At 60.7% G+C, this 25,885-nt stretch carries 25 protein-coding genes; 11 read left to right on the forward strand and 14 right to left on the reverse strand.

The features are described 5' to 3' along the window. Positions 1-44: 44 nt before the first annotated feature. Positions 45-1,691: a beta-galactosidase BglA gene (gene bglA / locus RlegSU303_RS16600; protein ID WP_131719283.1), complete on the reverse strand. Its 1,647-nt coding sequence runs from the start codon at positions 1,689-1,691 to the stop codon at positions 45-47. A gap of 286 nt (positions 1,692-1,977) precedes the next feature. On the opposite strand from bglA, the gene RlegSU303_RS16605 reads away from it, so the two are divergent. The 6 genes from RlegSU303_RS16605 to RlegSU303_RS16630 all read left to right on the forward strand — a co-directional run bounded on the left by RlegSU303_RS16605 (position 1,978) and on the right by RlegSU303_RS16630 (position 8,584). Next, positions 1,978-3,558 (forward strand): peptide ABC transporter substrate-binding protein, encoded by a 1,581-nt coding sequence (locus RlegSU303_RS16605; RefSeq protein WP_017961541.1) that lies wholly within the window; start codon positions 1,978-1,980, stop codon positions 3,556-3,558. 48 nt (positions 3,559-3,606) lie between these two features. Then, positions 3,607-4,530: an ABC transporter permease subunit gene (locus RlegSU303_RS16610; RefSeq protein WP_017961542.1), complete on the forward strand. Its 924-nt coding sequence runs from the start codon at positions 3,607-3,609 to the stop codon at positions 4,528-4,530. Next, positions 4,527-5,444, forward strand: a complete 918-nt coding sequence (locus RlegSU303_RS16615; RefSeq protein ID WP_131719282.1) for an ABC transporter permease — start codon at positions 4,527-4,529, stop codon at positions 5,442-5,444. The genes RlegSU303_RS16610 and RlegSU303_RS16615 overlap by 4 nt, the downstream gene beginning before the upstream one ends. A gap of 2 nt (positions 5,445-5,446) precedes the next feature. Continuing rightward, positions 5,447-6,454 (forward strand): ABC transporter ATP-binding protein, encoded by a 1,008-nt coding sequence (locus RlegSU303_RS16620; protein ID WP_131719281.1) that lies wholly within the window; start codon positions 5,447-5,449, stop codon positions 6,452-6,454. Next, entirely contained in the window at positions 6,447-7,433 is a 987-nt protein-coding gene (locus RlegSU303_RS16625) for an ABC transporter ATP-binding protein (RefSeq protein ID WP_017961545.1), read from the forward strand. The genes RlegSU303_RS16620 and RlegSU303_RS16625 overlap by 8 nt, the downstream gene beginning before the upstream one ends. Before the next feature lie 230 nt (positions 7,434-7,663). Then, positions 7,664-8,584 carry a sugar kinase gene (locus RlegSU303_RS16630; protein ID WP_077978953.1) on the forward strand — a complete coding sequence of 307 codons (921 nt, stop codon included), beginning with the start codon at positions 7,664-7,666 and terminating at the stop codon, positions 8,582-8,584. Between the two features lie 124 nt (positions 8,585-8,708). On the opposite strand, the gene gstI is transcribed toward RlegSU303_RS16630, so the two are convergent. Together gstI and RlegSU303_RS16640 are read right to left on the reverse strand one after the other, a co-directional pair. Next, the gene (gene gstI / locus RlegSU303_RS16635; RefSeq protein ID WP_131719280.1) at positions 8,709-8,900 is read right to left on the reverse strand and encodes a glutamine synthetase translation inhibitor GstI; all 192 of its coding nucleotides are present in this window, start codon (positions 8,898-8,900) and stop codon (positions 8,709-8,711) included. A 169-nt stretch (positions 8,901-9,069) separates the two neighbouring features. Continuing rightward, positions 9,070-9,309, reverse strand: a complete 240-nt coding sequence (locus RlegSU303_RS16640; RefSeq protein WP_131629710.1) for a hypothetical protein — start codon at positions 9,307-9,309, stop codon at positions 9,070-9,072. 24 nt (positions 9,310-9,333) lie between these two features. Here RlegSU303_RS16640 and RlegSU303_RS16645 point away from each other — a divergent pair, with 24 nt between their 5' ends. Then, complete coding sequence (locus RlegSU303_RS16645) at positions 9,334-10,374, forward strand: glutamine synthetase beta-grasp domain-containing protein (RefSeq protein WP_077978955.1); 1,041 nt, start codon at positions 9,334-9,336, stop codon at positions 10,372-10,374. A 242-nt stretch (positions 10,375-10,616) separates the two neighbouring features. Continuing rightward, positions 10,617-11,801, forward strand: coding sequence for a glycosyltransferase family 4 protein (locus tag RlegSU303_RS16650; RefSeq protein ID WP_131619635.1), 1,185 nt, complete (start codon positions 10,617-10,619; stop codon positions 11,799-11,801). 7 nt (positions 11,802-11,808) lie between these two features. Here the strand turns inward: RlegSU303_RS16650 and RlegSU303_RS16655 are convergent, their stop codons facing one another. Continuing rightward, entirely contained in the window at positions 11,809-12,822 is a 1,014-nt protein-coding gene (locus tag RlegSU303_RS16655) for an alpha/beta hydrolase (protein WP_131629712.1), read from the reverse strand. A 161-nt stretch (positions 12,823-12,983) separates the two neighbouring features. On the opposite strand from RlegSU303_RS16655, the gene RlegSU303_RS16660 reads away from it, so the two are divergent. After that, positions 12,984-13,421, forward strand: coding sequence for a MarR family winged helix-turn-helix transcriptional regulator (locus RlegSU303_RS16660; RefSeq protein WP_131719279.1), 438 nt, complete (start codon positions 12,984-12,986; stop codon positions 13,419-13,421). Positions 13,422-13,643: 222 nt separating this feature from the next. Here RlegSU303_RS16660 and der read toward each other — a convergent pair whose 3' ends face one another. The 3 genes from der to RlegSU303_RS16675 all read right to left on the reverse strand — a co-directional run bounded on the left by der (position 13,644) and on the right by RlegSU303_RS16675 (position 16,454). After that, the gene (gene der, locus RlegSU303_RS16665) at positions 13,644-15,065 is read right to left on the reverse strand and encodes a ribosome biogenesis GTPase Der (protein ID WP_131619632.1); all 1,422 of its coding nucleotides are present in this window, start codon (positions 15,063-15,065) and stop codon (positions 13,644-13,646) included. Between the two features lie 18 nt (positions 15,066-15,083). Continuing rightward, entirely contained in the window at positions 15,084-15,767 is a 684-nt protein-coding gene (locus RlegSU303_RS16670; protein WP_131619631.1) for a tetratricopeptide repeat protein, read from the reverse strand. Between the two features lie 102 nt (positions 15,768-15,869). Then, complete coding sequence (locus RlegSU303_RS16675) at positions 15,870-16,454, reverse strand: NnrU family protein (RefSeq protein ID WP_017961554.1); 585 nt, start codon at positions 16,452-16,454, stop codon at positions 15,870-15,872. A 121-nt stretch (positions 16,455-16,575) separates the two neighbouring features. Here RlegSU303_RS16675 and RlegSU303_RS16680 point away from each other — a divergent pair, with 121 nt between their 5' ends. Continuing rightward, a complete protein-coding gene (locus RlegSU303_RS16680) occupies positions 16,576-17,562 on the forward strand; it encodes a polysaccharide deacetylase (protein ID WP_131719277.1) in 987 nt (328 codons plus the stop codon). A 259-nt stretch (positions 17,563-17,821) separates the two neighbouring features. Here the strand turns inward: RlegSU303_RS16680 and sbmA are convergent, their stop codons facing one another. Next, entirely contained in the window at positions 17,822-19,087 is a 1,266-nt protein-coding gene (sbmA, locus tag RlegSU303_RS16685) for a peptide antibiotic transporter SbmA (RefSeq protein WP_131629716.1), read from the reverse strand. A gap of 123 nt (positions 19,088-19,210) precedes the next feature. Next, positions 19,211-20,395: a YbfB/YjiJ family MFS transporter gene (locus tag RlegSU303_RS16690; RefSeq protein ID WP_131719276.1), complete on the reverse strand. Its 1,185-nt coding sequence runs from the start codon at positions 20,393-20,395 to the stop codon at positions 19,211-19,213. Positions 20,396-20,561: 166 nt separating this feature from the next. Here RlegSU303_RS16690 and RlegSU303_RS16695 point away from each other — a divergent pair, with 166 nt between their 5' ends. Further along, a complete protein-coding gene (locus RlegSU303_RS16695; RefSeq protein ID WP_131629718.1) occupies positions 20,562-21,137 on the forward strand; it encodes a PadR family transcriptional regulator in 576 nt (191 codons plus the stop codon). A gap of 266 nt (positions 21,138-21,403) precedes the next feature. Here RlegSU303_RS16695 and map read toward each other — a convergent pair whose 3' ends face one another. The 5 genes from map to RlegSU303_RS16720 form a co-directional block, all read right to left on the reverse strand. Further along, positions 21,404-22,162 (reverse strand): type I methionyl aminopeptidase, encoded by a 759-nt coding sequence (gene map / locus RlegSU303_RS16700; RefSeq protein WP_131719275.1) that lies wholly within the window; start codon positions 22,160-22,162, stop codon positions 21,404-21,406. 136 nt (positions 22,163-22,298) lie between these two features. Beyond that, a complete protein-coding gene (locus RlegSU303_RS16705) occupies positions 22,299-23,369 on the reverse strand; it encodes an LLM class flavin-dependent oxidoreductase (protein ID WP_131629721.1) in 1,071 nt (356 codons plus the stop codon). A gap of 248 nt (positions 23,370-23,617) precedes the next feature. Further along, positions 23,618-24,085 carry an SRPBCC family protein gene (locus RlegSU303_RS16710; protein ID WP_131619625.1) on the reverse strand — a complete coding sequence of 156 codons (468 nt, stop codon included), beginning with the start codon at positions 24,083-24,085 and terminating at the stop codon, positions 23,618-23,620. 100 nt (positions 24,086-24,185) lie between these two features. Beyond that, positions 24,186-25,445, reverse strand: coding sequence for an RNA polymerase sigma factor (locus RlegSU303_RS16715; RefSeq protein ID WP_131645147.1), 1,260 nt, complete (start codon positions 25,443-25,445; stop codon positions 24,186-24,188). Beyond that, entirely contained in the window at positions 25,442-25,816 is a 375-nt protein-coding gene (locus tag RlegSU303_RS16720; RefSeq protein ID WP_003561490.1) for a YciI family protein, read from the reverse strand. Before RlegSU303_RS16720 ends, RlegSU303_RS16715 begins: the two co-directional genes overlap by 4 nt. Positions 25,817-25,885 lie beyond the last annotated feature (69 nt).

A 25,885-nucleotide genomic window follows, 5' to 3' on the forward strand; every position in this document is an offset into this window, starting at 1 on the left:
CGGACAACCTCGACGGTCGCCTTCAAAGACACAGCAGTCGAACGTCAAACCCGCGCACAAAACCCATCCAGCGCCGCAAGCTTCACGAGCCCCGCGCCAGCCGCCGCCTCGAAGCCCGGCATCTCAACCGCTTCCCCAAGCACCATTCCATCGGGCAGGCGAAATTCCGCCGGCTTGCGCGTCAGGTTGAAAACGAAGAGCAGCTTTTCGCCGTTCTTTTCGCGAGTGAAGGCGAGCAGATCCTGGTTGGTGCCGATGAAGGTCATGTCGCCGTCGATCAGCGCCAGCTGCCTCTTCCGGAATGCGAGCGTCCTGCGGTAGTGATGCAGCACCGAGCCATCGCTCGTCTCCTGCGTATCCACCGAAAGTGCAGCCTGCTCGTAGGGCACCGGCAGCCAGCTTTTCTCCGCCGAGGTGAAGCCTGCATGCACCTTGCCGGCTTCCCAGGGCATCGGCGTGCGGCATCCGTCGCGGCCCTTGAAGGCCGGCCAGAAGCGGATGCCGTAGGGATCGCGCAGATCCTCGAAGGCGAGCTCCGCCTCGGGCAGACCGAGCTCCTCGCCCTGATAGAGGCAGATCGAGCCGCGCAGCGCCGCAAGCACGGAGATCGCCAGCTTGGCGATGACAGGGCGCTCTTCCTCCGTCAGCGCAAACCGGCTGACATGGCGCATGACGTCGTGGTTGGAAAAAGCCCAGCAGACCCAGCCGTCCGTGACCGCCTTCTGGAAAGCTTCGACGCAGCCGCGGATATGCTCGGCGGTGAAATCCGGTCCGAGCAGATCGAATGTGTAGCACATGTGCAGCTTGTCGCCGCCGCTCGTATAGGCGCCAACCGTCTTCAGCGAACGCGCTCCATCGCCGACCTCGCCGACAGTCGTGCGATCCTCGTACTGATCGAGCAGCACCCGGAAGCGTTTGAGGAAATCGACATTTTCCGGCTGCGTCTTGTCATAAAGATGGTTCTGCATGCCGTAGGGATTGGTATCGGGCGCATCGAGGCCTGCATCATCCTCGTCGGGCTCGTGCGGCGGATTGCTCCTGAGCAGCTTGTCGCAGAAATAATAGTTGACCGTGTCCAGGCGGAAGCCGTCGACGCCGCGATCGAGCCAGAACTTCACCGTCTCCAGCACCGCATCCTGCACCGCCTTGCTGTGGAAGTTGAGGTCCGGCTGCGAGGTCAGGAAATTGTGCTGGTAATATTGCCGGCGCACGCCATCCCACTCCCAGCCCGGGCCACCGAAAATCGACAGCCAGTTATTCGGCGCCGTACCGTCAGGCTTCGGGTCGGCCCAGACATACCAGTCCGCCTTGGGATTGGTCCGGCTCGACCGGCTCTCGACGAACCAGGGATGCCGGTCGGAGGTATGCGAGATCACCTGGTCGATGACGACCTTGATGCCGAGCCTGTGCGCTTCGGCCATCATCTCGTCGAAATCGGCGAGCGTCCCGAAGATCGGATCGACGTCGCAATAATCGGAAACGTCGTAGCCCATGTCGGCCATCGGCGACTTGAAGAAAGGCGAGAGCCAGATCGCGTCGACGCCGAGGCTGGCAATATGCGGCAGCCGGCGGGTGATGCCCCTGAGATCGCCGAGACCGTCGCTATTGGTGTCCTGAAAAGAGCGCGGATAGACCTGATAGATCACCGCGCCACGCCACCAGTCCGCACTCTCGCCTGCCTGCAATGCCATCGGCTATATCTCCTGCCTCGTTTGCGCTCGCCACACTAAAGCGGACGAAACAAAAGACAACCATGTGAAGCGGTTATGAAGGCTTTGCGAAACGCCGCGACGCGTCGTCGCGATATGACAAGGGGGAGACGTATATAGGCTTGTCCACAACCCGTTCCCACCCGCCGGATTTGGGGTTGCAACGCAAAGCCTTTGCGATAATGTGCGCGCTGACCTGCACGTAAGAGGTCAAACACCGGGAACAAATGTCTAATAAAGGCGAAAAGCCTAGAAAGGTGGACCCACCATGAACCATTTCGCGAAAAAATTTCTCGCCTCTGCAATGCTTGGCACATTGCTGGCGTTTTCGGCCCATGCGGCCACGCTCAACATTCACAATGGTGGCGACCCGCAGTCGCTCGATCCGCAGAAGCTTTCCGGCGACTGGGAGAACCGTATCGCCGGCGACATTTTCGAAGGCCTCGTCACCGAGGACGCCAAGGATAATCCGATCCCCGGCCAGGCTGAAAGCTGGACGATTTCGCCTGATGGCAAGGTCTACACCTTCAAGCTTCGCGACGGCATCAAGTGGTCCGATGGCCAGCCGGTCACGGCAGGAGACTTCGTCTTCGCCTTCCAGCGCCTCGTCGACCCGAAGAATGCCGCCGATTATGCCTATCTGCAATTCACCATCAAGAATGCGGAAAAGATCAACAAGGGTGAGATAACCGATCTCAACCAGCTCGGCGTCAAGGCGATTGACGACAAGACGCTCGAGATCACGCTTGAAAACGCCACCCCCTATTTCATCAATGCGCTGATGCACTACACCGCCTACCCGCTGCCGAAGCATGTCGTCGAGGCAAAGGGTCAGGATTGGGTCAAGATCGGCAACATCGTCACCAACGGGCCCTACAAGCCGGTCGAATGGGTTCCCGGCTCGCATGTCACGACGGTCAAGAACGATCAGTGGTACGACACCAAGGACCTGAAGATCGACGGCGCGAAGTTCTTCGTGCTCGAGGATCAGGAAGCCGCGCTGAAGCGCTACCGCGCAGGCGAGTTCGACATCCTCACCGACTTCCCGACCGACCAGTACGAGTGGATGAAGAAGAACCTGCCGGGCCAGGCGCATGTCGCCCCCTTCTCCGGCCTCTACTATTACGTCGTCAACTCGCAGAAGCCGCCCTTCAGCGACAAGCGCGTCCGCCAGGCTCTCTCCATGGCGATCAACCGTGAAGTGATCGGCCCACAGATCCTCGGCACCGGCGAACTGCCGGCCTATTCCTGGGTGCCGCCGGGCACGGCAAATTACGGCGAGCCGGCCTATGTCAGCTGGAAGGACCTGCCCTATAACGAGAAGGTCGCCGAAGCCAAGAAGCTTCTGACCGAAGCCGGCTTCGGCCCGGACAAGCCGCTGCACGCCGTGCTCAGCTACAACACCAACGACAACCATAAGCGCATCGCCGTCGCGATCGCTTCCATGTGGAAGCCGCTCGGCGTCAATGTCGAGCTTGTCAACGCCGAAACCAAGGTGCATTACGACCAGATGCAGCGTGGCCAGGTCGAAATCGGCCGCGCCGGCTGGCTCGCCGACTACAACGACCCGGACAACTTCCTGAACCTCCTGGTGACAGGCGTGCAGATGAACTACGGCCGCTGGTCCAATCCCGAGTACGACAAGATGATCAAGGAAGGCAACGCGGAGACGGATCTCGCCAAGCGTGCCGCGATCTTCAAAAAGGCCGAGCAGCTGGCGCTCGATGAATCCGCCGCCCTGCCGATCTATTACTACGTCTCGAAGAATGTCGTCTCGCCGAAGATCGAAGGCTTCGTCGACAATATCCAGGACATCCACCGCACCCGCTGGCTGTCGATGAAAGAGTAAGGGAAAACGGTCCTTTCCGCGCACTGCGGAAAGGACCGGCCCACGATCATGATCAAATACGCACTCCGTCGCCTCCTGTCGACGATCCCCGTTCTGTGGATCGCCGTCACAGCCTGCTTTTTTGTTTTGCGCCTTGCCCCCGGCGGCCCTTTCGATGGCGAAAGGCCATTGCCGCCGGTGATCCTGAAAAACCTTGCGGCTCACTACAACCTCGACAAGCCGCTCATCCAGCAATACCTGATCTATGTCGGTGACCTGCTCCGGGGCGATCTCGGCCCCTCCTTCGCCAGCGAAGATTTCACCGTCGCCCAGCAGATCATGATCGGTCTGCCCTACACTTTCACGATCGGCACCGCAGCCTTTCTGCTCGCCATCATCGTCGGCGTCGCCGTCGGCTGTTTTGGAGCGCTCTATCAGAACAAGACGCCGGATTACATTCTCGGCGCCCTCATCCTGATTGGCGTCGTCCTGCCGAACTTCCTGATCGCCCCCATACTGCAGCTCGTCTTCGGCATCCATCTCGCCTGGCTTCCGGTCGGCGGCTGGGGTGACGGATCGATCAAGTTCCTGATCCTGCCGATCGTCGTTCTGGCTCTGCCGCATGCAGGGCGCATTTCGCGCATCACCCGCGGCTCGATGATCGAGGTGATGAACCAGAACTTCATCCGCACCGCCAAGGCCAAGGGCATTGGCCCGCGGCTGACCGTGATGCGCCATGCGCTGAAACCCGCACTAATGCCTGTGGTCTCCTATCTCGGACCGGCGGCTAGTTACCTTCTCACCGGCTCGCTTGTTGTCGAGAGCATCTTCGGATTGCCCGGCATCGGCCGCTACTTCATCAACGCGGCGCTCAACCGCGATTACGGCATGGTTCTCGGCACGGTCATCTTCTATATGGTGCTGATCGTCGTTCTGAACCTTCTCGTCGACATCGCTTATGCGTGGCTCGATCCGAAAGTGAGAAACAGATGATCCTCAACCCCGCAAAGCGCGAACTGCTTGCCCAGGAATTGCTGGAGGCGGAAGGCCTTGCACCCGAAAGCCGCTCGCTCACCAAGGATGCCTTGCGCCGCCTCGGGCGCAACAAGGCCGCCGTCCTGTCGATCGTCGTCCTGACGCTGCTGATCCTCGCGGCCTTTATCGGCCCCTGGTTCATTCCGTTCAACTATGAGGATCCCGATTGGGCGGCCTTCCGCATACCGCCCTCAATCGAAACCGGCCACTATTTCGGCACCGACCCGAACGGCCGCGACCTCCTCGCCCGCGTCCTTTACGGCACCCGCGTCTCGCTTGCCGTGGCGCTGACGGCGACTGTCGTCTCCGTCTTCATCGGTGTGCTCTACGGCGCGGTATCGGGCTATATTGGCGGCAGGCTGGATGCGATCATGATGCGCTTCGTCGATATCATGTACGCGCTTCCCTATATCCTCTTCGTCATCCTGCTGATGGTGATCTTCGGCCGCAACGTCTATCTGCTCTTTGCCGCCATCGGCGCGCTGGAATGGCTGACCATGGCCCGCATCGTGCGCGGCCAGACGCTGTCGATCAAGCATCGCGAATTCATCGAAGCGGCCCGCGCATCCGGGCAGCGGCCGTTCAAGATCATCATCAAACACATCATCCCGAACCTCGTCGGACCCGTGGTCATCTTCGCAGCGTTGACGGTGCCTGAAATCATCGCCACCGAAAGCTTCCTTTCCTATCTCGGCTTCGGCGTGCAGGAACCGCTGACCTCGCTCGGTACGTTGATCGCCGAGGGAACCGATGCCATGGAAAGCATGCCGTGGCTGCTGGTCTTCCCGGCAAGCTTCCTCGTCGCCCTGTTGCTCAGCCTGCTCTTCATCGGCGACGGCCTGCGCGACGCGTTCGACCCGAAGGATCGCTAAGAATGTCCCAGGAAACACAAAAAGATACCCTTCTCGAACTCAAAGACTATTCGATCACCTTCAAGACACCGGATGGAGAGGTGAAGGCGGTCTCGAACATGAACCTGACGGTCAAGCGAGGCGAGCGCATCGCTATCGTCGGCGAATCCGGTTCCGGCAAGAGCCAGACCTTCCTCGGCATCATGGGGCTGCTCGCCAAGAACGGCAAAACGACGGGACAGGCGCTGCTCGAAGGCAAGGACGTGCTGGCGCTGAAACCGCGCGAACTCGACCAGATCCGCGGCAAGGACATGGCCATGGTCTTCCAGGATCCGATGACCGCCCTCAATCCATCGCTGAAGATTTCCCGGCAGCTGACGGAACAGCTCGAGGTGCACGGCAGGCTGACGGCGCGCGCCGCATCCACTGCTGCCCTCGACATGCTGAAACGCGTCGGCATCCCCGACCCGACACGGCGCTTTCATCTCTATCCGCACGAGCTCTCCGGCGGCATGCGCCAGCGCATCATCATCGCCATGGCGCTGCTCACCCGGCCGAAACTGTTGATCGCCGACGAGCCGACGACCGCGCTCGACGTCACCATCCAGGCGCAGATCCTCGATCTTTTCAATGATCTGACGGCGGAGATGAACACGGCGCTGATCATGATCACCCACGATCTCGGCGTCGTCGCCGGCCTCGCCGACCGTGTCGCCGTCATGTATGCGGGCCGCATCGTCGAGGAGGCGCCGGTCGATGAGCTCTTCGACAATCCGGCCCATCCCTATACCGCGGCACTGCATGCCTCGATCCCGCGGCCGGACCAGGATGTCGACGACCTCGTCGTCATCCCCGGGCGTCCGCCGAACCTGCAGCACTTGCCGAAGGGCTGCAATTTCTCGCCGCGCTGTTCCCAGGTCCAGGACGATTGCATCGACCGTCCGCCATTGCTCGAAACGCTGGCGCCGCATCACTGCGCCGCCTGCTACCACCCCTTCCCGCGTCGCGAGGAGCTGCTGAACCATGGCTGAACGATCGCTTCTAAGGGTCGAGAACCTGACGACTCAATTCGAACTGCCGGCGAAAGGCCTCTTCAAGCCGCCGATCTTCCTGACCGCCGTCAACAATGTCAGCTTCGACCTCAGCGAAGGCCGCACGCTCGGCATTGTCGGCGAATCCGGCTGCGGCAAATCCACGCTCGGCCGCTCCATCTTGCGGCTGTTGAAATCGCAGAAGGGCCGTATCCTCTGGCAGGGCCGCAACCTGCTCGACCTGTCGGACGAGGAAATGCGCGCTGCGCGGCGCGACATGCAGATCATCTTCCAGGATCCGATCGCCTCGCTCGACCCGCGCATGACAGTCGGCGACATCATCGCCGAGCCGCTCACCGTCTTCGAGCCGAAGCTATCAAGAGCCGAGCGCACCGAGCGTGTCCGCGATATCATGACCGCCGTCGGCCTGGTGCCGGAAATGATCAACCGCTATCCGCACGAATTCTCCGGCGGCCAGGCGCAACGCATCGGCATCGCCCGCGCGGTCGTTACCAAACCGAAGCTCATCATCTGCGATGAGCCGGTTTCGGCCCTCGACGTCTCAATCCAGGGCCAGGTCATCACGCTTCTGCGCAAGCTCCGCAAGGAATTCGGCCTGACGCTGATCTTCATCAGCCACGACCTCTCCGTCGTACGGCTGATCTCCGACGATGTGCTGGTGCTCTATCTCGGCAGGGTGGTGGAAGCAGGCAGTTGTGCCACCGTCTTCGATCATCCCGCTCATCCCTATACGCAGGCGCTCTTTTCCGCCGCGCCGATCCCGGATCCGAAGCTTGCGCGCCTGCGCACCCGCATCCGTCTGCAGGGTGACCCGCCTTCGCCGCTTAACCCGCCGAAAGGCTGCGTCTTCTCACCGCGCTGCTGGAAGGCGACTGACATCTGTCGCACCGAAATGCCGCCGACCGAGGAGGTCCGCCCCGGCCAGAAGGCCGCCTGTTATCACATGGACAGGCCATGAGCAGAACGAGGGCCGCGCAAGCGGCCTTCATCTCGCCCATGAAAGTGAGGGTTCCATCTTCCTTATTATCGGCGCTTGCCACCTTCATGCTCTCCGCGTATCAGCGAATGAGGACCAGCGCCTAACCCCGAAAATCGGAATCGATTTTCGGGGTTAGGCGCCAATTCAAAGTGATAGAGCGTCCTTAGCGCGTCCTTGGACGCGCGGCGCTCTAGTGCCGGGAGGACAAGGTGAGCAGACGGTTTCTATCGATTGGTGAATGCATGGTGGAACTCTCGCAGGCAGGCGATGGTCTGCTGCGCAAGGGCTTTGCCGGCGATACCTTCAACACCGCCTGGTACGCCCGTGCCTGCCTTGCCGCCGACTGGTCGGTCGACTACTTCACCGCCCTCGGTGACGACGCCATGTCGGATGAGATGCTAGCCTTCATCGACAAGGCGGGCATCGGCACCAGCCTCATCCGCCGCATCAGGGGCAGGACGCCCGGCCTCTACATGATCAACCTGAAGAACGGCGAACGCTCCTTCAGCTACTGGCGCGACAGCGCCGCCGCCCGCAGCCTGGCAGCCGATCCCGACCGCCTGCGCGAGGCGGTGGAGAGCGCTGACGTCGTCTATTTCTCCGGTATCACCCTTGCCATCCTGCCGCATGAGGATGCCGAGACTTTGCTTGCCGAAGTCCGCCGCGCCAAGGCCGCCGGCAAGCTCGTCGTCTTCGATCCGAACATCCGCCCGCGGCTCTGGTCCAGCTACGACGTCATGCACACGACGATCAGCGAAGGCGCTCGCTCCTCCGTGCTTGTCATGCCGAGCTTCGACGACGAGGCGGCCCATTTCGGCGATGATTCCATCGAGGCAACGATCCACCGCTATCGCGCACTCGGCGCCATTCATATCGTCGTCAAGAACGGCTCTGACGGTGTCACGCTGAATTTTGCCGGCGAGCAAACCTTCGTTCCGGCTGAAAAAGTGGAGAAGGTGATCGACACGACCAGCGCCGGCGACAGCTTTAATGGCGCCTTTCTCGCACGATATCTCGAAGCTGGCGATGCACCAGCCGCCGCCCGCTTCGCAACAAAGGTCGCTGCCCGCGTCGTCAGCGAACATGGTGCATTGGTCCCAAGGGAAAAGCTTGGATTGGATGGCGGCTAGAGCGGCGCGATCTTTCAGATTCGCTTAGCGAGACATGCCTTTAGGCCGCACATGCTGACGCAGTATGAACGCCATGTGCGAGCGCTCCCCGCTTTCGGCATCGGTTGCCCGCTGCCAGGGGAAATCAGGACTTCGTCGGCCGATCGGAATCGCGAACTGCCTCGTCATGGTACCAGCAGCTGTCGAGCGCAGCATCGCAGACGCCTGCGGCCTCGCGCTCCATCAGCCTGGCGCGTTCGAACCGGTTGGCGTTTCGTATCGCCTTAACTGGAAACTGGTAGATCGTTGCGGATTCACGATGGAAACCGGTGGGCATGAGATCGCCTCCATTCAGTTCGGCGCATCAACATTTCAGGACCATCTATATAGCATAATGCACATAGTTTATGCAAATTGCATAAAATAAGGGCAATGTTGCAATTGTAATCGGTCGGCATGCTGTCTCGGCTAAAAGCTTCCGATAATTTGTTTAACACTTCATCATTTCAGCCTAACGCCGCAATTTTCATCCGGTTCCACATGGAAAAAAGTGCGATTTGATGGGCGATACCGCCAGTGAGCGTTAAAAACAGCCCGATTTTCCAAAAGGGAAAAAATCGGACGACACGCTGATTCGCGATTTTTCTTTCGCGTGGCGCCAAAACTGGCACGCTACGTGCTTTTAAAGCGTCATCCCTGGCGGTCGGATGCGCTTGCGCGCCGAGATCACCTCCGGATTTGCTCACCTTCGTAGCATTGAGAGAGTCGCGATGACAAAATTTAAGCTCGAGTACATTTGGCTCGATGGGTACACACCAGTACCGAACCTGCGTGGCAAGACGCAGATCAAGGAATTCGATGAATTCCCGACGCTGGAACAGCTTCCGCTGTGGGGCTTCGACGGTTCGTCGACCATGCAGGCCGAGGGCCGCAGCTCTGACTGCGTGCTGAAGCCCGTCGCCATTTATCCCGATCCGGCCCGCACCAACGGCGCTCTCGTCATGTGCGAAGTCATGATGCCGGATGGCGTCACGCCGCATTCGAGCAACGCTCGTGCAACCATCCTCGACGACGAAGATGCCTGGTTCGGCTTCGAGCAGGAATATTTCTTCTACCAGAACGGCCGTCCGCTCGGCTTCCCTGAGCAGGGCTACCCCGCTCCGCAGGGCCCCTACTACACCGGCGTCGGCTATTCGAACGTCGGCGACGTTGCCCGCGAAATCGTCGAAGAGCATCTCGACCTTTGCCTCGCTGCCGGCATCAACCACGAAGGCATCAATGCCGAAGTGGCCAAGGGCCAGTGGGAATTCCAGATTTTCGGCAAGGGCTCCAAGAAGGCCGCCGACCAGATCTGGATGGCACGCTACCTCCTGCAGCGCCTGACCGAAAAGTACGGCATCGACATCGAGTATCACTGCAAGCCGCTCGGCGACACCGACTGGAACGGCTCGGGCATGCATTGCAACTTCTCGACCAAGTACATGCGCGAAGTCGGCGGCAAGGCCTATTTCGAAGCGCTGATGGCGCAGTTCGAAAAGAACCTGATGGACCACATCAACGTCTACGGTCCTGACAACGACAAGCGCCTGACCGGCAAGCACGAGACAGCTCCGTGGAACAAGTTCTCCTACGGCGTTGCCGACCGTGGTGCCTCGATCCGCGTGCCGCACTCCTTCGTCAAGAACGACTACAAGGGCTATCTGGAAGATCGCCGCCCGAACTCGCAGGGCTGCCCCTACCAGATCGCTTCGCAGGTTCTGAAGACGATCTCGGAAGTTCCGACCGCAAGCTCGGCTTCCGCTGCAGCTTGACCTCCCAGGCGGCGCCGGTCCACGACCGGCGCCGTGACCTTCTTCTTTCAAATGAGAAACTGCCAGCCACTGACATAATCGGGGCGATCAGGCCGCCGAAAGCCCTGCAATCCTTGCAATATGGGCTGTAATATTTCCATCATGGTCATGCCTCAAAATAAGCAAGCGGGAATCGCCGTTCCGGAACCCCGCTGAGGGGTTGAGCGTTGGCATATCACTGCGACGCGGATGGAAATCGTGACATGCTGCAACGTCCGACAAACACTTATAGCGGCGAGAGCTGGGCCAATGCCGCAGCCGCCGGGAACCTGCCTGAGAGGCTGGTGATCGTCACCGATGCCTGGCACCCGCAGGTCAACGGCGTCGTGCGCTCGATCGAGAACACCAACCGCGAACTGGCGAAGATGGGCGTCGAGGTTTCCATGGTGACGCCGGAGCGCTTCAACAGCATCCCCTGCCCGACCTATCCTGAGATCCGCCTGTCGATCGCCAATTACCGCCGCATCGCCCGCGAGATCGAAAAGCACAATCCCTCCTACGTGCATATCGCCACCGAAGGCCCACTGGGGCTGACCGCCCGCCGCTGGTGCCTGCGCAAGCGCATGCCCTTCTCGACCAGCTATCACACCCGCTTTCCGGAGTATGTTTCCGCCCGCTTGCCGATCCCGCAGAGCTGGCTCTACGCCTTCGTGCGCTGGTTCCACAATGGCGGCGCCGGCTGTATGGTGGCGACACCGAGCCTTGCCCGCGAGCTATCGGCGCGCGGCATCAAGAATCTGATGCCCTGGACCCGCGGCATTGATGCCACGCAGTTCCACCCCATGCCGCTTGAAGACGAGCCCTTCGGCCTCCCTCGTCCGATCTTCATGACGGTCGGTCGCGTGGCGTTGGAAAAGAACCTGCCGGCCTTCCTGGATCTCGACCTGCCGGGTTCCAAAGTCGTCGTCGGCGACGGCCCGGCGCGCGCCGAACTCGAGAAGCAATATCCGGACGTCTTCTTCACCGGCGTACAGTTCGGCGAGGATCTGGCGAAAACCTATGCTCAGGCCGACGTCTTCGTCTTTCCCTCGCTCACCGACACCTTCGGCAACACCATCCTTGAAGCGCTGGCATCAGGCGTGCCGGTCGCAGCCTATCCGGTCACCGGCCCGCTCGACATCATCGGCGAGGATAGCGAAGTCGGGGCGCTCGACCAGAATCTGCAGGCCGCATGCCTTGCCGCCCTTTCCGCCTCCCGAGACAAGGCGCGCGAGCTCGCCATGCAATATTCCTGGGAAGCTGCGACGCTGCAGTTCATCAACAATATTCGCGCCGCCAACGGCGTCATCACGCCGAAATGGAAGAGAGCCTGGCAATTTGCCACCAAGTCGCTTCCAAGAAGCAGAAAGCCCGGCGAAACCGCCGGGCCTGTCCCATCCGCAGACTGATTGGTTTTTACTTGTGAAGAGCGCTGCGAAGCGTGTCATTGGCGACCGCAATCGCGCTGCGCGTGGCAGGCGTTTCGGCAATGGCGTTCAGCAGCACGAAATCGTGGATCGTGCCATTGTAGCGCATCGACGTGACGCGGACACCGGCCTGGCTGAGCTTGCGGGCATAGGCCTCGCCTTCGTCACGCAGCACGTCGTTCTCGTCGACGATGACCAGCGCCGGCGGCAACCCGTTCAACTGCTCCAGCGACGCCTGCAGCGGTGAGGCCGTCGGCTCGTTGCGCTTGGCTTCATCGGGTAGATAGGCGTTCCAGAACCACTTCATCGCTTCCTTCGTCAACCACGGGCCATCAGCGAACTCATTGTAGGAACCATTGTTGAAATTGGCGTCGGTGACGGGGTAGAACAGCACCTGCTGGTCGATGGCAGGACCGCCACGCTCCTTGGCAAGCAGCGTTACCACCGCCGCCATGTTGCCGCCGACGCTGTCGCCTGCGACAGCGAGCCTGGAGGCATCGACCTTGAACTCCTTGGCATGTTCGGCGACATATTTGGTCGCGGCATAGGCCTGCTCGATGGCAACGGGATAGCGGGCTTCCGGCGAGCGCTCGTAGTCAACGAAGACGACGGCGGCATCGGCGCCGTTGGCGATCTCGCGCACCAGCCGGTCATGTGTATCGGCATCGCCCAACACCCAGCCGCCGCCATGGAAATAGAGAATGACCGGCAGCGTGCCCTTGGCATGTTCCGGGCGGAGGATGCGCAGCTTGATGCTGCCTGTCGGACCGGCCTTGATGACCCTGTCCTCTTCCTGGGCGGCAAGCTTCTTCACGTCGCCCTTCTGCGCGCCCGCCAGAACATTGCGGGCATCGGCCGGCGACAGCGTGTAGATCGGCTTACCGCCGGCAAGCCCGTCGATGAATTTCTGCGTTGTCGGTTCGAGTACCGAATCGGCAAGCGCGCCGACGGAGGAAGCTGCCAGGAGTGCTGCTGCGGAAACTGCGGTCTTGATGGTCGACATTGTCTTGTCCTCTCGGGTTCGATGTTCGTCCTGAATATCGTTTTTATATCGCGCACGATTATTTATAGGACAATTTAAATTTGCGCATAGCAGCCATGCATAAAAATCGCTTACGATTATTTATTGCACGATATAACTTCCATCAGTTCTGGAGATACCCCATGCAGGATCAGCTGAAGCTCGAAAATTTCATCTGCTTCGCCGTCTATACGGCAAGCCACGCACTGAACCGCGTCTACAAACCGCTGCTCGATACGTTGGGTCTCACCTATCCGCAATATCTGGCGATGGTTTCTCTCTGGGAGCAGGACGGCCAGACCGTCGGTGGCCTCGGTGAAAAGCTCTTCCTGGAATCGAGCACGCTGACCCCTTTGCTCAAACGCCTGGAAACCGCAGGTTATGTCAGACGCGAACGCAGCAAGGACGACGAACGCGTCGTCATCGTCCGCTTGAGCGAAGAAGGCATTGGCCTGAAAGAAAAGGCGATCGGCATCCCGGGTTGCATCGCCGCTGCCAGCGGTCGCGACGCAGTCGACCTCACGCGCCTCCAGGCCGAAATCGTGGCGCTGCGTGAGGCGCTGAATCGAAGCGTGGCTTAGCTGCTAACCGGACTGGGTATCAGAGTGCTTGTGGTACCCCCTCTGCCCTGCCGGGCATCTCCCCGAGATCAGCAGGAGGCGAACGCTTCGTCCCTCTCTGTCGATATTCCAATGGCCAAGTGTAGTTGTTTTGGGAAGCCTTAACGCCCATCCGATCTCCCCCTTGTGGAGGAGATGCCCGGCAGGGCAGAGGGGGTGTTCCCACTACGAAGCCCCTGAACCCTACGTCCGCCTCTTCTTGCCTTCGAACGGATTGTCAGGCGAGCGGAAATGGATGCGGATCGGCACGCTCGGCATGTCGAAATCCGCGCGCAAGCCATTGATCAGATAGCGCGTATAGGATTCCGGCAGCGCATCCGACCGGGTGCAGGAGATCATGAAAGCCGGCGGACGGGCCTTCACCTGCGTCATATATTTCAGCTTGATGCGGCGGCCGGAAACGGCCGGTGGCGGATGCTGGATCTGCTGCGTCTCCAGCCAGCGGTTGAGCCGCGCCGTCGAGATGCGCTTGTTCCAGACCTTGTCGGTATCGATGATCGACTGCATGAGCTTGTCGAGCCCCCAGCCGGTCTGGCCGGAAATCGGCACGGCACGAATGCCCCGCGCCTGCGGCAGCAGCCGGTCGGTCTTTTCGCGCAGATCCGCAAGCACCGCCTGCCGATCTTCGATCATGTCCCACTTGTTGAAGGCGAGCACGGCGGCACGCCCCTCGCGCAACACCAGGTCGACGATCTGCAGGTCCTGCTTCTCGAAGGGGATCGTCGCATCGAAGACGATAACGACGGTTTCGGCGAAGCGGATGGCGCGCAATGCGTCGGCGACCGAAAGCTTCTCCAGCTTCTCGATCACCCGCGCCTTGCGGCGCATGCCGGCCGTATCGAACATCTTGATGGTGCGGCCGCGCCAATCCCATTCGACCGAGATGGAATCGCGAGTGATGCCTGCCTCCGGCCCGGTCAAAAGCCGGTCCTCGCCGAGGAAGCGATTGATCAGCGTCGACTTGCCGGCATTCGGCCGGCCGACGATCGCCACTCTGAGCGGCTTCGTCTCGTCATAGGTCGGCTCTTCGTCCTCGTCGCCCTCGTCTGATGATTGCGGAATGTCGACGTCGGTAACCGCCACATCCTCTTTCTCGGGATAGGCACGGTCCTCGCCGATCGCCGCGACGATCGCATCGCGCAGGTCGAGCATGCCCTGCCCGTGTTCTGCCGAAATCGGCGTCGGCTCGCCGAGGCCGAGCGTATAGGCGTCATAGAAGCCGCTGTCGGAGCCGCGCGCTTCGGATTTGTTGGCGACAAGCACCACCGGCTTGCCGCGCCGGCGCAGCATTTCGGCAAGGTCGGTATCGACGGGCGTCAATCCGCTCTTGGCGTCGACGACGAAAAGCGAAAGATCCGCCTCGTCGATCGCCGCTTCGGTCTGCGCCCGCATCCGGCCCTGCAGGCTTTCCGCGTCGGCCTCTTCCAGACCAGCCGTGTCGATGATCGTGAAGGTCAGGCCCATCAGCCGCGCATCGCCCGGCCGGCGGTCGCGGGTAACACCCGGCGTGTCATCGACAAGCGCCAGCTTCTTGCCTACCAGCCGGTTGAAAAGTGTCGACTTGCCGACATTCGGACGACCGACGATCGCGACCGTGAAACTCATATCTTGTCCTTAACGCGATCAGCCCTGAGCGGCGGGCGCCTTGCCGGATGCGGTAATCAGATCAAGCATCATATGGGCGCGATTGGCAACATTGCGTGGGCTGTCGGTATCGTCGACGATCGACTGGAACCACTGCCGCGCCTGCGCCATGTTGCCGGCTTTGTAAGCGGCAAGGCCGAGTGCCTCGCGCGCCGAATGACGGAAGGCGTTGCCCGGAACGGCCATTTCCTCGATCGCCGCCGAAACCTGTTCGTAAGTGCCATTCTCGATGAGCAGCCAGCCGGCGCGCATCTTGGCGGCATCGCGCACGGCAGCCGGAATGGCATTGTCCTTGCCGATCTCGTTGAAGGCGGCGATTGCCGCGGCAGTATCACCCTTCTGCACCTGAACGGTCGCGGCCCGCATGCGCGCCAGCACCGGGTAGGCACCATGGCCTTCCTTCTCAAGCTTGTCGAGCGCGGCCAGCGCCTCGTCGTTCTTGTTCTCGTCGGCTAGCTTCATTGCCGCCAGAAACTGGTCGCCGGTGCCGGAGGAGCGGTTGTCGTCCCAATAGTCGTAGAGAACCTTGCCGGCGGTACCGACGACGATCAGGATGGCGACGACGACGATATAGCGGCCGAACCGGCGCCAGACGCCCTTCATCTGGTCAGACCGCAATTCCTCATTGACTTCACGGATGAAGCTGTCGTCGTTGAATGCCATTCTCGTCTCCGGCCGCGGAATACCCATACACCATGCAAAACGCATATTGTCGGGCCTTCTACTCCATTTTGCAGCCGTTGTAAGGGGGATGTGAAAGATTCGTCAGATGACGAGCGGCGAAACGCCGATCAACCATTCGTGCAGCTTCCAGATGATCAGCGCCCAGACGACGATGCCGATGATGATGGCATAGAGGTCGTATTTGGCCGAGACGAACGGTCGGAGCGTGATCTCGCCCGCCCGCTGCCGCCGCTTCAAGGAAATGCGCAGGATAACGCCCCAGGCGAGAAAGGCGGCAAACAGCAGAACCGACGACGTCTCGCCATTGGCGAGCAGGTGCGCCAGTGCCCAGATCTTCACCGACAGCACCATCGGATGTTTGGTCTTGGTCGCGATATGCCCCGCCGGCAGCAGCGAGGCGACGAGACAGATCATAGCGATCAGCATCAGCGTGATTGCTATATGCGCCATCCAGACCGGTGGATTGTAAAGCGTTCCGGTCACCTGCCGCGCCTGCCCGAAGCCGTAGATCAACAGGATCAGCGTGGCGATGCTGGCAATCGAATAGGCCGCCCGCCAGCCCTTCTCGCCGAGGCTTGCGATCATCGAACGGCGAAAGTCCGGCACCAGCACCCGCACCAGATGCACCCCGAGGAAAAGTATGATGCCGACGATAAGCAATGTCATTGCGGATCCCTTCCGTGCCGTTTGTCATGGCTTACCGGCTGGCGCGAAAAAATGCCAGCGCGACCGCAGCTTCGCCGCAATTCTGTCGGAGGGAAACCGCGAACAAATTGTCGCGGTGCCCATGTCTCGTTCCCTCTTCTCCGCCTGCCTTTCTGTTTCGCTCCTCGTTCCGGCAATTGCAGAGGCGGCCGACCGGCCGAAACAGCTCGTCATCATTTCCTTCGACGGCGCCCACGACAACGCGCTGTGGCTGAAGAGCCGCGAGATGGCGGCGAAAAACGGCGCCCACTTCACCTATTTTCTCTCCTGCACTTTCCTGATGAACGAGGCGGCGAAAAAGGCCTATCAGGCGCCGCACCAGAAACGCGGAAAATCCAATGTCGGCTTCGCCCAGAGCGACGACGAGATCCGCGAGCGCCTCGGCAATATCTGGCACGCCCATCTCGAAGGACATGACATATCGAGCCATGCCTGCGGCCATTTCGACGGCCGCCTCTGGAGCGAGGCCGACTGGTCGGCCGAGTACGCCACCTTTCATGCGACATTGAAAAACGCCTGGAAGAGCGTCGATCTCGAAGAACCGACCGGCTGGCAGGATCTGGTCGATCACGGCATTAAGGGCTTTCGCGCGCCCTACCTCTCCGCGACGGCTGGCGCCGATATGATCACCGCCGAAAAGAAGGCGGGCTTCACCTATGATGCGAGCCTCGTCACCAAGGGACCGGCAATGCCTGTCGAGGAAGACGGCATCATCCGCTTCGGCCTGCCGCTGATCCCCGAAGGCCCGAACGACAAGCCGATCATCGGCATGGACTACAATCTCTTCGTCCGCCATTCCAAGGGTGAGGAGGATACGGCCGATTCCGCGGAATTCGAGGAGCGCGCCTATGCCGCCTTCAACGAGGCTTTCGACAAGCAATATACCGGCGCCCGCATCCCGCTGCAGCTCGGCTTCCACTTCGTCGAAATGAACGGCGGCGCCTACTGGCGCGCCCTCGACCGACTGGTCAGCGACGTCTGCCACCGAACGGATGTGGCCTGCGTCGGCTATTCGGAAGCGATCCCGATGATCGAGGCACGCGGGAAATTGCAGACGTCAGGCCTCTGACGGCGGCGGCTACCAAGACTGCAAGGTGTTTCTAGGTCCGATTGGATGAGACGGCGTGCCGTGTCGCCCCTCATCCGCCCTATCGGGCACCTTCTCCCCGCTGGGGAGAAGAGGGAATCGAGACGTTGCGGCAAGTCTCTTCTCCCCGGCGGGAAGAAGGTGCCGGCAGGCGGATGAGGGGGCCGCACGCGAGACCTTTTCAACCTACCACATTAAAATCCCCAACCTGCCCTTCTCCATCTGGGCAAGCCCCGCTCCATCAGCCGTCGGCGTGAACAACACCCGCCTCACGCTCCAGATAGCGCTGGTCGATCTCAGGCAGCGGTTCGTCGTCGATTGCCGCTTCGAAGGCCTGGAGGCGTTTGTGGATGGAGAGTAGTTCGATGATCGTCGTCCAGGAACTGACGAGGTATTGGAACGAATTGCTGACCTGGCCAAAAGCCGTAGCAATCTGCTGCCATATCCCAAGCGTGATCTTATGCGCGACGAAAGTCGGCACCAAAACGAAATAAAGAAATATCGCATCAAGCTGCCCGTATGAATAACGTGCAACATTGAAATAAAGATAGTGAAAATACATACGGAAATAGTTTCGCCTGACGTTCGAGAACAACTCGGCGACGGTTACCGGTTGGGCTCTATCTTCATGATCTTCGCCGTAGACGAGTTCTTTGCGATAAGCCGCCTCAACACGTTGGTTGCGAAAATTCAATCCTGGCAGTTTTACGCCGACAACAGCCAGGAGAACGGTGCCTAAAACCGACCAACCAAGCGCGAGCCAGACGAGGGAATTCGGAACCGCGCCAAGGATTGGAAGATCGGTTACATGGGCCGATAACGCTGACAGGATTGGCAGGAAGACGATAAGCGTCATGACCGAGCCGATGAGGCTGACGCCGAGGCCTTCGATGATGTTTGCAAACCGCATCGTGTCTTCCTGGACACGTTGCGACGCTCCTTCGATATGACGAAGTTTCTGCCACTTCGACATGTAGAAATCGTTCATCGCCACGCGCCATCTCAACACATAGTGGTTGATGAGAAATGCAGACACCACGGACACAATCACGCCCACCGTACCGATCTCCAAGAACTTCAAGATCAAATAATAGAAATTCTCATTGGTGATACCCGGTTTTCCGGCAAGTGCATTTTGAAGAAGGTCAAAGAAAGGCCCTCGCCAAACATTAATTGCCACATCCATCTGAACGCCGAAATACGTAATGAAAATGATCAGCGCCGATCCCCAGACCGACCATATTTTCCAAGGGTGCGCGTGGGCGAGGACGTGCCATACACCGCAGAACAAAGCGGAGCAAAGTATGAAAAATAGATAAAATGACAGATTGGCGGGTGCGACAAAGAACGCGGCTCCGACCGGCTGCGCATCCTCCGGCAGCGGAGGAAAGCCAAGATTGGTCAAAAGGCCAATGCCCGCGAAATACCAAAAGAAAACGCAGGCGAGCGTCCATACGACCGCGGACGTAAAAAACAGCTTCGGTCGGGGGAAAAACGAATGAAACACGGGGGCTTTGCTTTCCTGAACTGTGAGTCTCGGGCGTGTCGTCAACACTGATTGTGCCGGAAACTAAGGCAGTTCCAAGGAAGCAGCAATGGGTTCAGCCGATTGTTACGGAGATGTAACCGGTTAAGCGATTTTCTTGATCACGGGCATCACCAGCGTTGCGCAGGCGACAAGTGCCACGGCGGCGATCATCGTGGGCATGGTGAAGCTGCCCGTGCGCTCGGCGATCCAGCCGGCAACAACAGGCCCGACGATCTGGCCGACACCGAAGGCGGCCGTCATCATCGCCAGGATCCGCCGCGGGCTCTCAGGCGAAAGCTTGCGGCCGATCTGCAGCCCGTAGGCGGTGATTGCCAGGAACGTCGCGCCGAACAACGCGCCGCCGATCAGCGGTGCAACGGAAGGCGGCAGCGCCACGGTCGCAAGCACGCCGGCGGCCTCGACCAGAAGGGCTGCGACATAGACGCCGCCAAGCCCGAGCGGCTTGACCAGCGGCTTCCAGGCAAACAGCGCCACAGCAGCCGTCAGGCCGGCAATGAACCAGCAGAGGAATTCGACGAAGGGTCCCGTTGCAGAAAGACGTGCGATGGTGACGAGGAAGGTCGCGGTGATGACGTAGCCGAAGCCGAACAACCCGTAGGACAGCGTCAGCAGCACCATCGGCCGGTTCCAGACCAGCGCCGGCTCCTTGCCTGACTGCGCCGATTGCGCCGGCGCCGACGGCAGCAGCAGGAAAACGACGACGAGGCTTGCCGCGCAATAAAGCGCCCCGCCGATCCAGTCGGCGCGCCAGCCGCCCGGCTCGTCGTGAAAGCCGAGACCGATCAGAAACACCATGACCGAGGACAGCGCGATGCCCGCCCCCGGCCCGCCGAAATGCGCCGCCTGCACATGATCGTTGCCGGCGGCAGCCCCGTGGCTGAGCACGATCGACGAGGTGAAGACCATCGCAAAAGCGCTGGCGACACCAGCCAGAAAGCGGATGACCGCGAAGATCGCGACGGAATCAGTGGCGGCCATGGCGGCAAGCAGGATCGCCGTTGCCAGCAGCGACAGCAGCGCCACCAGCCGCTCCCGCCCCGCCACCCAGCCATAGGCGGCCAGCACGGCGCCGACGAGATAACCGACGAAATTCGCCGATGCGATAAAACCTGCATCCGCTGCCGAAAGCGGCACGCCGCTGATCATGCCGGGCAGGATCGGCGTGTAGGAGAAGCGCCCGAAGCCCATGGCGGCGGCCATGGCAATGGCGCCGGCAGCGGCGGTGGAGACAAGATTCGGCGGGGAGTGACCGGTGCGCACGAGCATGCAGCGCTTATCGCGCCGCAGCACCGGTATCACAATCAAGTAATTCTGATCGATCGATCAATTTCCCGAAACACCAAAAATTTTCGGTCGCACTTGAAACCTATTATCGTACGATATATGTTTTACGACATAGCTAACGATACGTCTAACGATGAAAGGAAGAACCATGAGAGGTTTTAAAGGGGGCATGTTCGGCGGAGACTTCCGCATGGGCCGCAAATTCGCGGCGGGCGACCTGCAGCTCGTCATCCTGGCGCTGCTCGCTGAGCAACCGCGCCACGGCTACGAATTGATAAAGATACTGGAGGAGCGTTCCGGCGGTTTCTATGTACCGAGCCCCGGCGTCATCTATCCCGCGCTCACCTATCTCGAGGAAACCGGCCTTGCCGAGGTCGAAGCCGAGGGCGCCAAGAAGCTCTATCGCATCACCGAAGCCGGCCGCAGCCGCATCGAGGAAAATCGCGCCATGATCCTGCATACGTTCGCCAAGCTGGAACGCATTGGCGAGAAGATGGCCCATGTGAAACGTGTCTTCGAAACCGACCGTCACGGCGCCGACGATGGCGATGACGGCGACTTCATGCAAGACGGCGGCGATATCCGCGCCGCCCGCATGCTGCTGCGCTCGGCGCTCAGGATGCGCTATCCCTGGTCGAAACCCGAAGCCGCCCGCATCGCCGGCATCCTCGAACGCGCCGCCACCGAAATCCTGCAGGGCGGCAGGCCGGGAACGCGGGGCTGAGGACGAGAGTCGAATGGTGGGGCGAGCGTTCGTGCCAGGAGGCAGGCAAGAAGCGGCGTTGCGGCAGGACCCTTCGAGGCTATGCCCTGCGGGCTTCGCACCTCAGGGTGAGGTGCGTTTGAGGATGCCGCAAAGGTGTGGAGAATGCACGGCTTCTGCTGCCAACGCGTGAAGCCTCCAAGAGAGCCTCACCCTGAGTGCCCCGCAGGGGCCTCGAAGGGCGAGGCGGGTACTCCCACCCAGCCGGAATAACATCGGTCCCAGCCTTACGCCCGCTCGTCCGGCAAGGTCAAAATCACCGGCCCGTTGCGCGTCGCGACCACCGTGTGTTCGTATTGCACGGTCGGCGCCTTCGGATCGGCATAGAGCGTCCAGGCATCGTCGCCGCCTTCGGCCCATGTCGCGCCGAGCGAGAGAAACGGCTCGACGGTGAAGACGAGACCTTCCGTCATCATCCGTTTTTCCGAAGGGTCCGGCCAGGTCGAGAGCTCGGCCGGCTCCTCATGCAGCGAGCGGCCGACGCCGTGGCTCGCCAGATTGGCGACCAGCGTATAGCGGTTCTTCTGTGCAAAGGCGCCGACGGCGGTGCCGATCTTGGCGAGCGGCTCGCCCGATTTCACCTGGTTGAGCCCGACCCAGAGCGCCCGCTTGCCGTCGCGGCAGAGCCGTTCGATCTTCGGCTTGACCGGCGGCACCGCGAAGGAGGCGCCGGTATCGGCGAAGAAGCCATCCTTTTCCGCCGAGACGTCGATATTGATCAGGTCGCCGGCGCGGATGACGCGCGGACCGGGAATACCGTGGGCGATTTCTTCGTTGATGCTGATGCAGGTGGCGCCGGGAAACTGGTAGCAGAACTCCGGCGCCGAGCGCGCGCCGGATTCCTCCAGCACCTTGCGGCCGATCAGGTCGAGCTCCAGCGTCGTCATGCCGGGCTCCATCGCCGCCGCCATCACCTGAATGGCGTTTGCGCAGATGCGGCCGATCTCCTTGAGCTTTGTCAGTTCGTCGTCGTTTGCGATAACCATTCGTCTGTTCCGGCCTTGCGCAGGGCGGCAGCGGCCGCCTTAGAGCGCCGCGCCTCCAACAGGAAGCCCTAAGGACGCTCTGTCACTTTCGAATCTGCGCATACTCCGTTTCCAAAATCGATTCCGATTTTCGGCGTTATGCGCTCGAAGCCGTGGCTTTCGCCTCTTCGCTGCTATCAGTCAACGCCTTTCTGACGATCGGCGCGACTTTCGTGCCGTAAAGCTCGATGCCGCGCATGATCTCGGCATGCGGCATCAGGCCGATGGCCATCTGCAGCAGGAAGCGGTCATTCTTGAAGAGCCCATGATGGGCGATGATCTTTTCGGCGACCACTTCGGGATCACCGACGAAGAGCGCGCCGTTCGGCCCGCGCGACATGTCGAAATGCGCCCGGTTGGTCGGCCCCCAGCCGCGCTCGCGGCCGATGCGGTTCATCACCTCCGCCTGCGGCCCGTAGAATTGGTCGGCGGCTGCCGCCGTCGTGTCGGCGATGAAGCCGTGGACGTTGATGCTGGTCTTCAACTTTGACTGATCCTGCCCTGCCCGGCGCGCGGCCTCGCGGTAGAGATCGAACAGCGGCGCAAAACGGCGAGGCTCGCCGCCGATGATCGCCAGCGCCACCGGCAGGCCCAGCGCGCCGGCGCGCGCCACCGACTGCGGCGTACCGCCGACCGCGACCCAGAGCGGCAACGTATTCTGCAGCGGCCTGGGATAGACGCCGCGCCCATTGAGCGGCGTGCGAAGCTCGCCCTTCCACTCCACAACCTCGCTGTCGCGCAGCGCCAGCAGCAGATCGAGCTTCTCCTCGAAAAGCTGGTCGTAGTCTTCGAGATTATAGCCGAACAGCGGGAAGGACTCGATGAAGGAGCCACGCCCCGCCATGATTTCGGCCCTACCGCTGGAGATCAGATCGAGCGTCGAAAACTGCTGGAAGACACGCACCGGATCATCGGAGGAGAGCACAGTGACCGCACTGGTCAGCCGGATATTCCTGGTCTTGACGGCAGCCGCCGCCAGCACGACCGCCGGAGCAGACGCTGCATAGTCCGGCCGATGATGTTCGCCGAGCCCGAAGACGTCGAGCCCCACCTGATCGGCAAGCTCGATTTCCTCGATAAGATGCTTCAGCCGTTCGGCCGCTTCCGCGCCCTTGCTGCGGGAAGGGTTGGGATTGACGTCGGCGAATGTGTAAAGCCCCAGTTCCATCATCGGCATCCTGTTGAATTCTCGGCTGAGATAAGGATGCCGGGGATGCAGCGCAAATACAAATTCTGGAACGGAATGTTCGAGAATCTCGATAGCGGTCTTTGGCGATCTGAAAGACCGATCGAAGACCAATTCGAATCTGAATTCAACGACTTCGAAGCACCGGCGGAATCATCTTTCGAACCGCCTCAAACCTTGCTTGAAGCGTCAGGACGACGCGGTCTCGCCGCGCCGCCTCACCGCGCCGCTCACATCTTCGCCAGCAGCTCCGCCAGTTGGTCCGCAGCCTTACCCCATCCTTCGTGGAAGCCCATCTTCTCGTGCGCTTCCTTGTCCTCGGCGCGCCAGTGCAGCGCCTTGGCCGTATATTTCGTGCGACCGTTGCCGAGATCTTCGAGCAGGATGAGGCCCGTGAAGAAAGGTTTCTCGGCCGGCACCCAGGCGCTGGTATAGGCATCGGTGAAGACGATCTTCTCGTTCTCGACGATTTCGAGATAGACGCCACGGTTCGGGTATTGATTGCCCTCGGGGTCATGCATGACGACGACGCTGGAACCGCCGGGGCGGACGTCGAGCGTTGCTTCGGTCACACCCCAGGGACGCGGCACGAACCACTGCTTCAGCAGATCAGGATCAGTCCATGCCTTATAGATCTTCTCGCGCGGGGCATCGAATTCGCGAACGAGAACGAGTTCATGTTGCGTGCTGGCGGTCATTTCGACATCTCTCCATTTGAATGAAACCTGTTTCCTGTCAGGTTGTTACAAGGACGTGTCAGAGTTCGTCGATCCGACAACGCGCCGGACTTTTCCAATTTTATTTTGCGACCGGCTGCGTGGCTTCTTCCTGCATCTTGTCGATCTGCCGGCGGATATGGGCTGCCTCAGCCGCCGAATGGGCCAGTGCAATGGCGCGGTCGAAGGCCTCGCGCGCCTGGCTGGTCAAGCCAAGCTGCTTCAGCAGTCCGCCTCGTAAGCCGTGATAGTAGAAATAGCCGCCGAGTTTTTCGCCAAGCGGATCAATGAGGTCGAGCGCATCCTGCGCACCCTGGAGCTTGGAGACGACGACGGCCCGGTTCAGCGTTATGACAGGCGACGGCTGGAGACGCTCGAGCGCGCGATAGAGCAGATCGATCTCCACCCAATCGGTATCCTCGGCGCGTTTTGCGCGGGAGTGAACGGCGGCAATCGCTGCCTGAATCTGATAAGGAGCGGGCTTGCGATGGCGCAGCGCCTTGTCGAGCAGCGCCAACGCCTCATTGATGAGCGGTTGGTTCCAGAGCAACCGGTCCTGATCTTCGAGCAGCACGATCTCGTCTCCGGCATTGAAGCGCGCCGGCCGGCGCGAGATCTGCAGGAGCATGAGCGCAAGTAGCCCCATCAGCTCCGGTTCGGATGGGAAGATATGCAGCATCAAGCGCGCCAGCCGGATCGCTTCGTCGCTGAAGGCAGCCGCCTCATGCCTGGGATCGGCCTGGCTGTAGCCCTCGTTGAAGATCAGGTAAATCATCGTGCTGACGATCGAGAGCCGTTCGGCTCTTTCCTGCGGGCTCGGCGTTTCGAAAGGCACGCCAGCCTTGGCGACGCGCGCCTTGGCCCGGGTGATGCGCTGTTCCATGGCGCTTTCGGAAACCAGGAAGGCACGCGCGATCTGCGGTACTGAAAGGCCGGAGACGATGCGCAGCGCCAGCGCGATCTGCTGGGTTGCCGGCAGATCGGGATGGCAGCAGATGAACAGCAGCCGCAGAATATCGTCGCGATAATTGGAATCATCCAGCCGCTCGGCGATATCGCTTTCGGCATCCTCGGTATCGGAAATGACGTCTTCATCCGGCAGAGCCTGGATCTTTGCCCGCTTGCGCACCGCGTCGATGCCGCTGTTGCGGCCGACGAAGATGAGCCAGGCTGTCGGATCACGCGGCGGCCCTTTCTCCGGCCATGTCCGGATCGCCCTCAGGCACGCCTCCTGAAACGCCTCTTCCGCTGTATCGAGATTGCGGAAATAGCGCAGCAGTGCGCCGACGGCCTTTGGCCGGGCCGAGGCAAGTGCGTGGTCGATCCAGGCAATGTCTGTCATGATGAAGCATCTCCCGGCCTGAAGACGTAGAAAGGCCGAATTTCGTAAGAGGTGGAACCTGGATTGACGGATGAAAGCTGCTTCGAGAAGGCGATCGCCTCGTCGAGCGTTTCAAAGTCGACCACATAGAAGCCGAGAAGCGCCTCTTTCGTTTCCGCAAAAGGCCCATCGATGACCAAGGGCTCGTCCTTGCCCTTGCGCACTGTGGTCGCAGCCGTGGTCGGCATCAGCCGGCCGACAGGGCCGAGTTTGCCGGATGCGGCAAGCGGCTCCTGCACGGCGTAGAGTTTCTCCATGACGGCAGCCTCCTCCTCCTTGGTCCAGGCGAAGACGGTTTCCTCATGGGCGTAACAAAGGATTGCATAAAGCATTGCTCACTCCTCTTTCCAAATGACGAAGGAGTAACCGCTTACCCGACAGGCCGCATCAAAAAATTATTG

Source organism: Rhizobium sp. SU303, assembly GCF_021052345.1.
Lineage (GTDB): Bacteria > Pseudomonadota > Alphaproteobacteria > Rhizobiales > Rhizobiaceae > Rhizobium > Rhizobium laguerreae.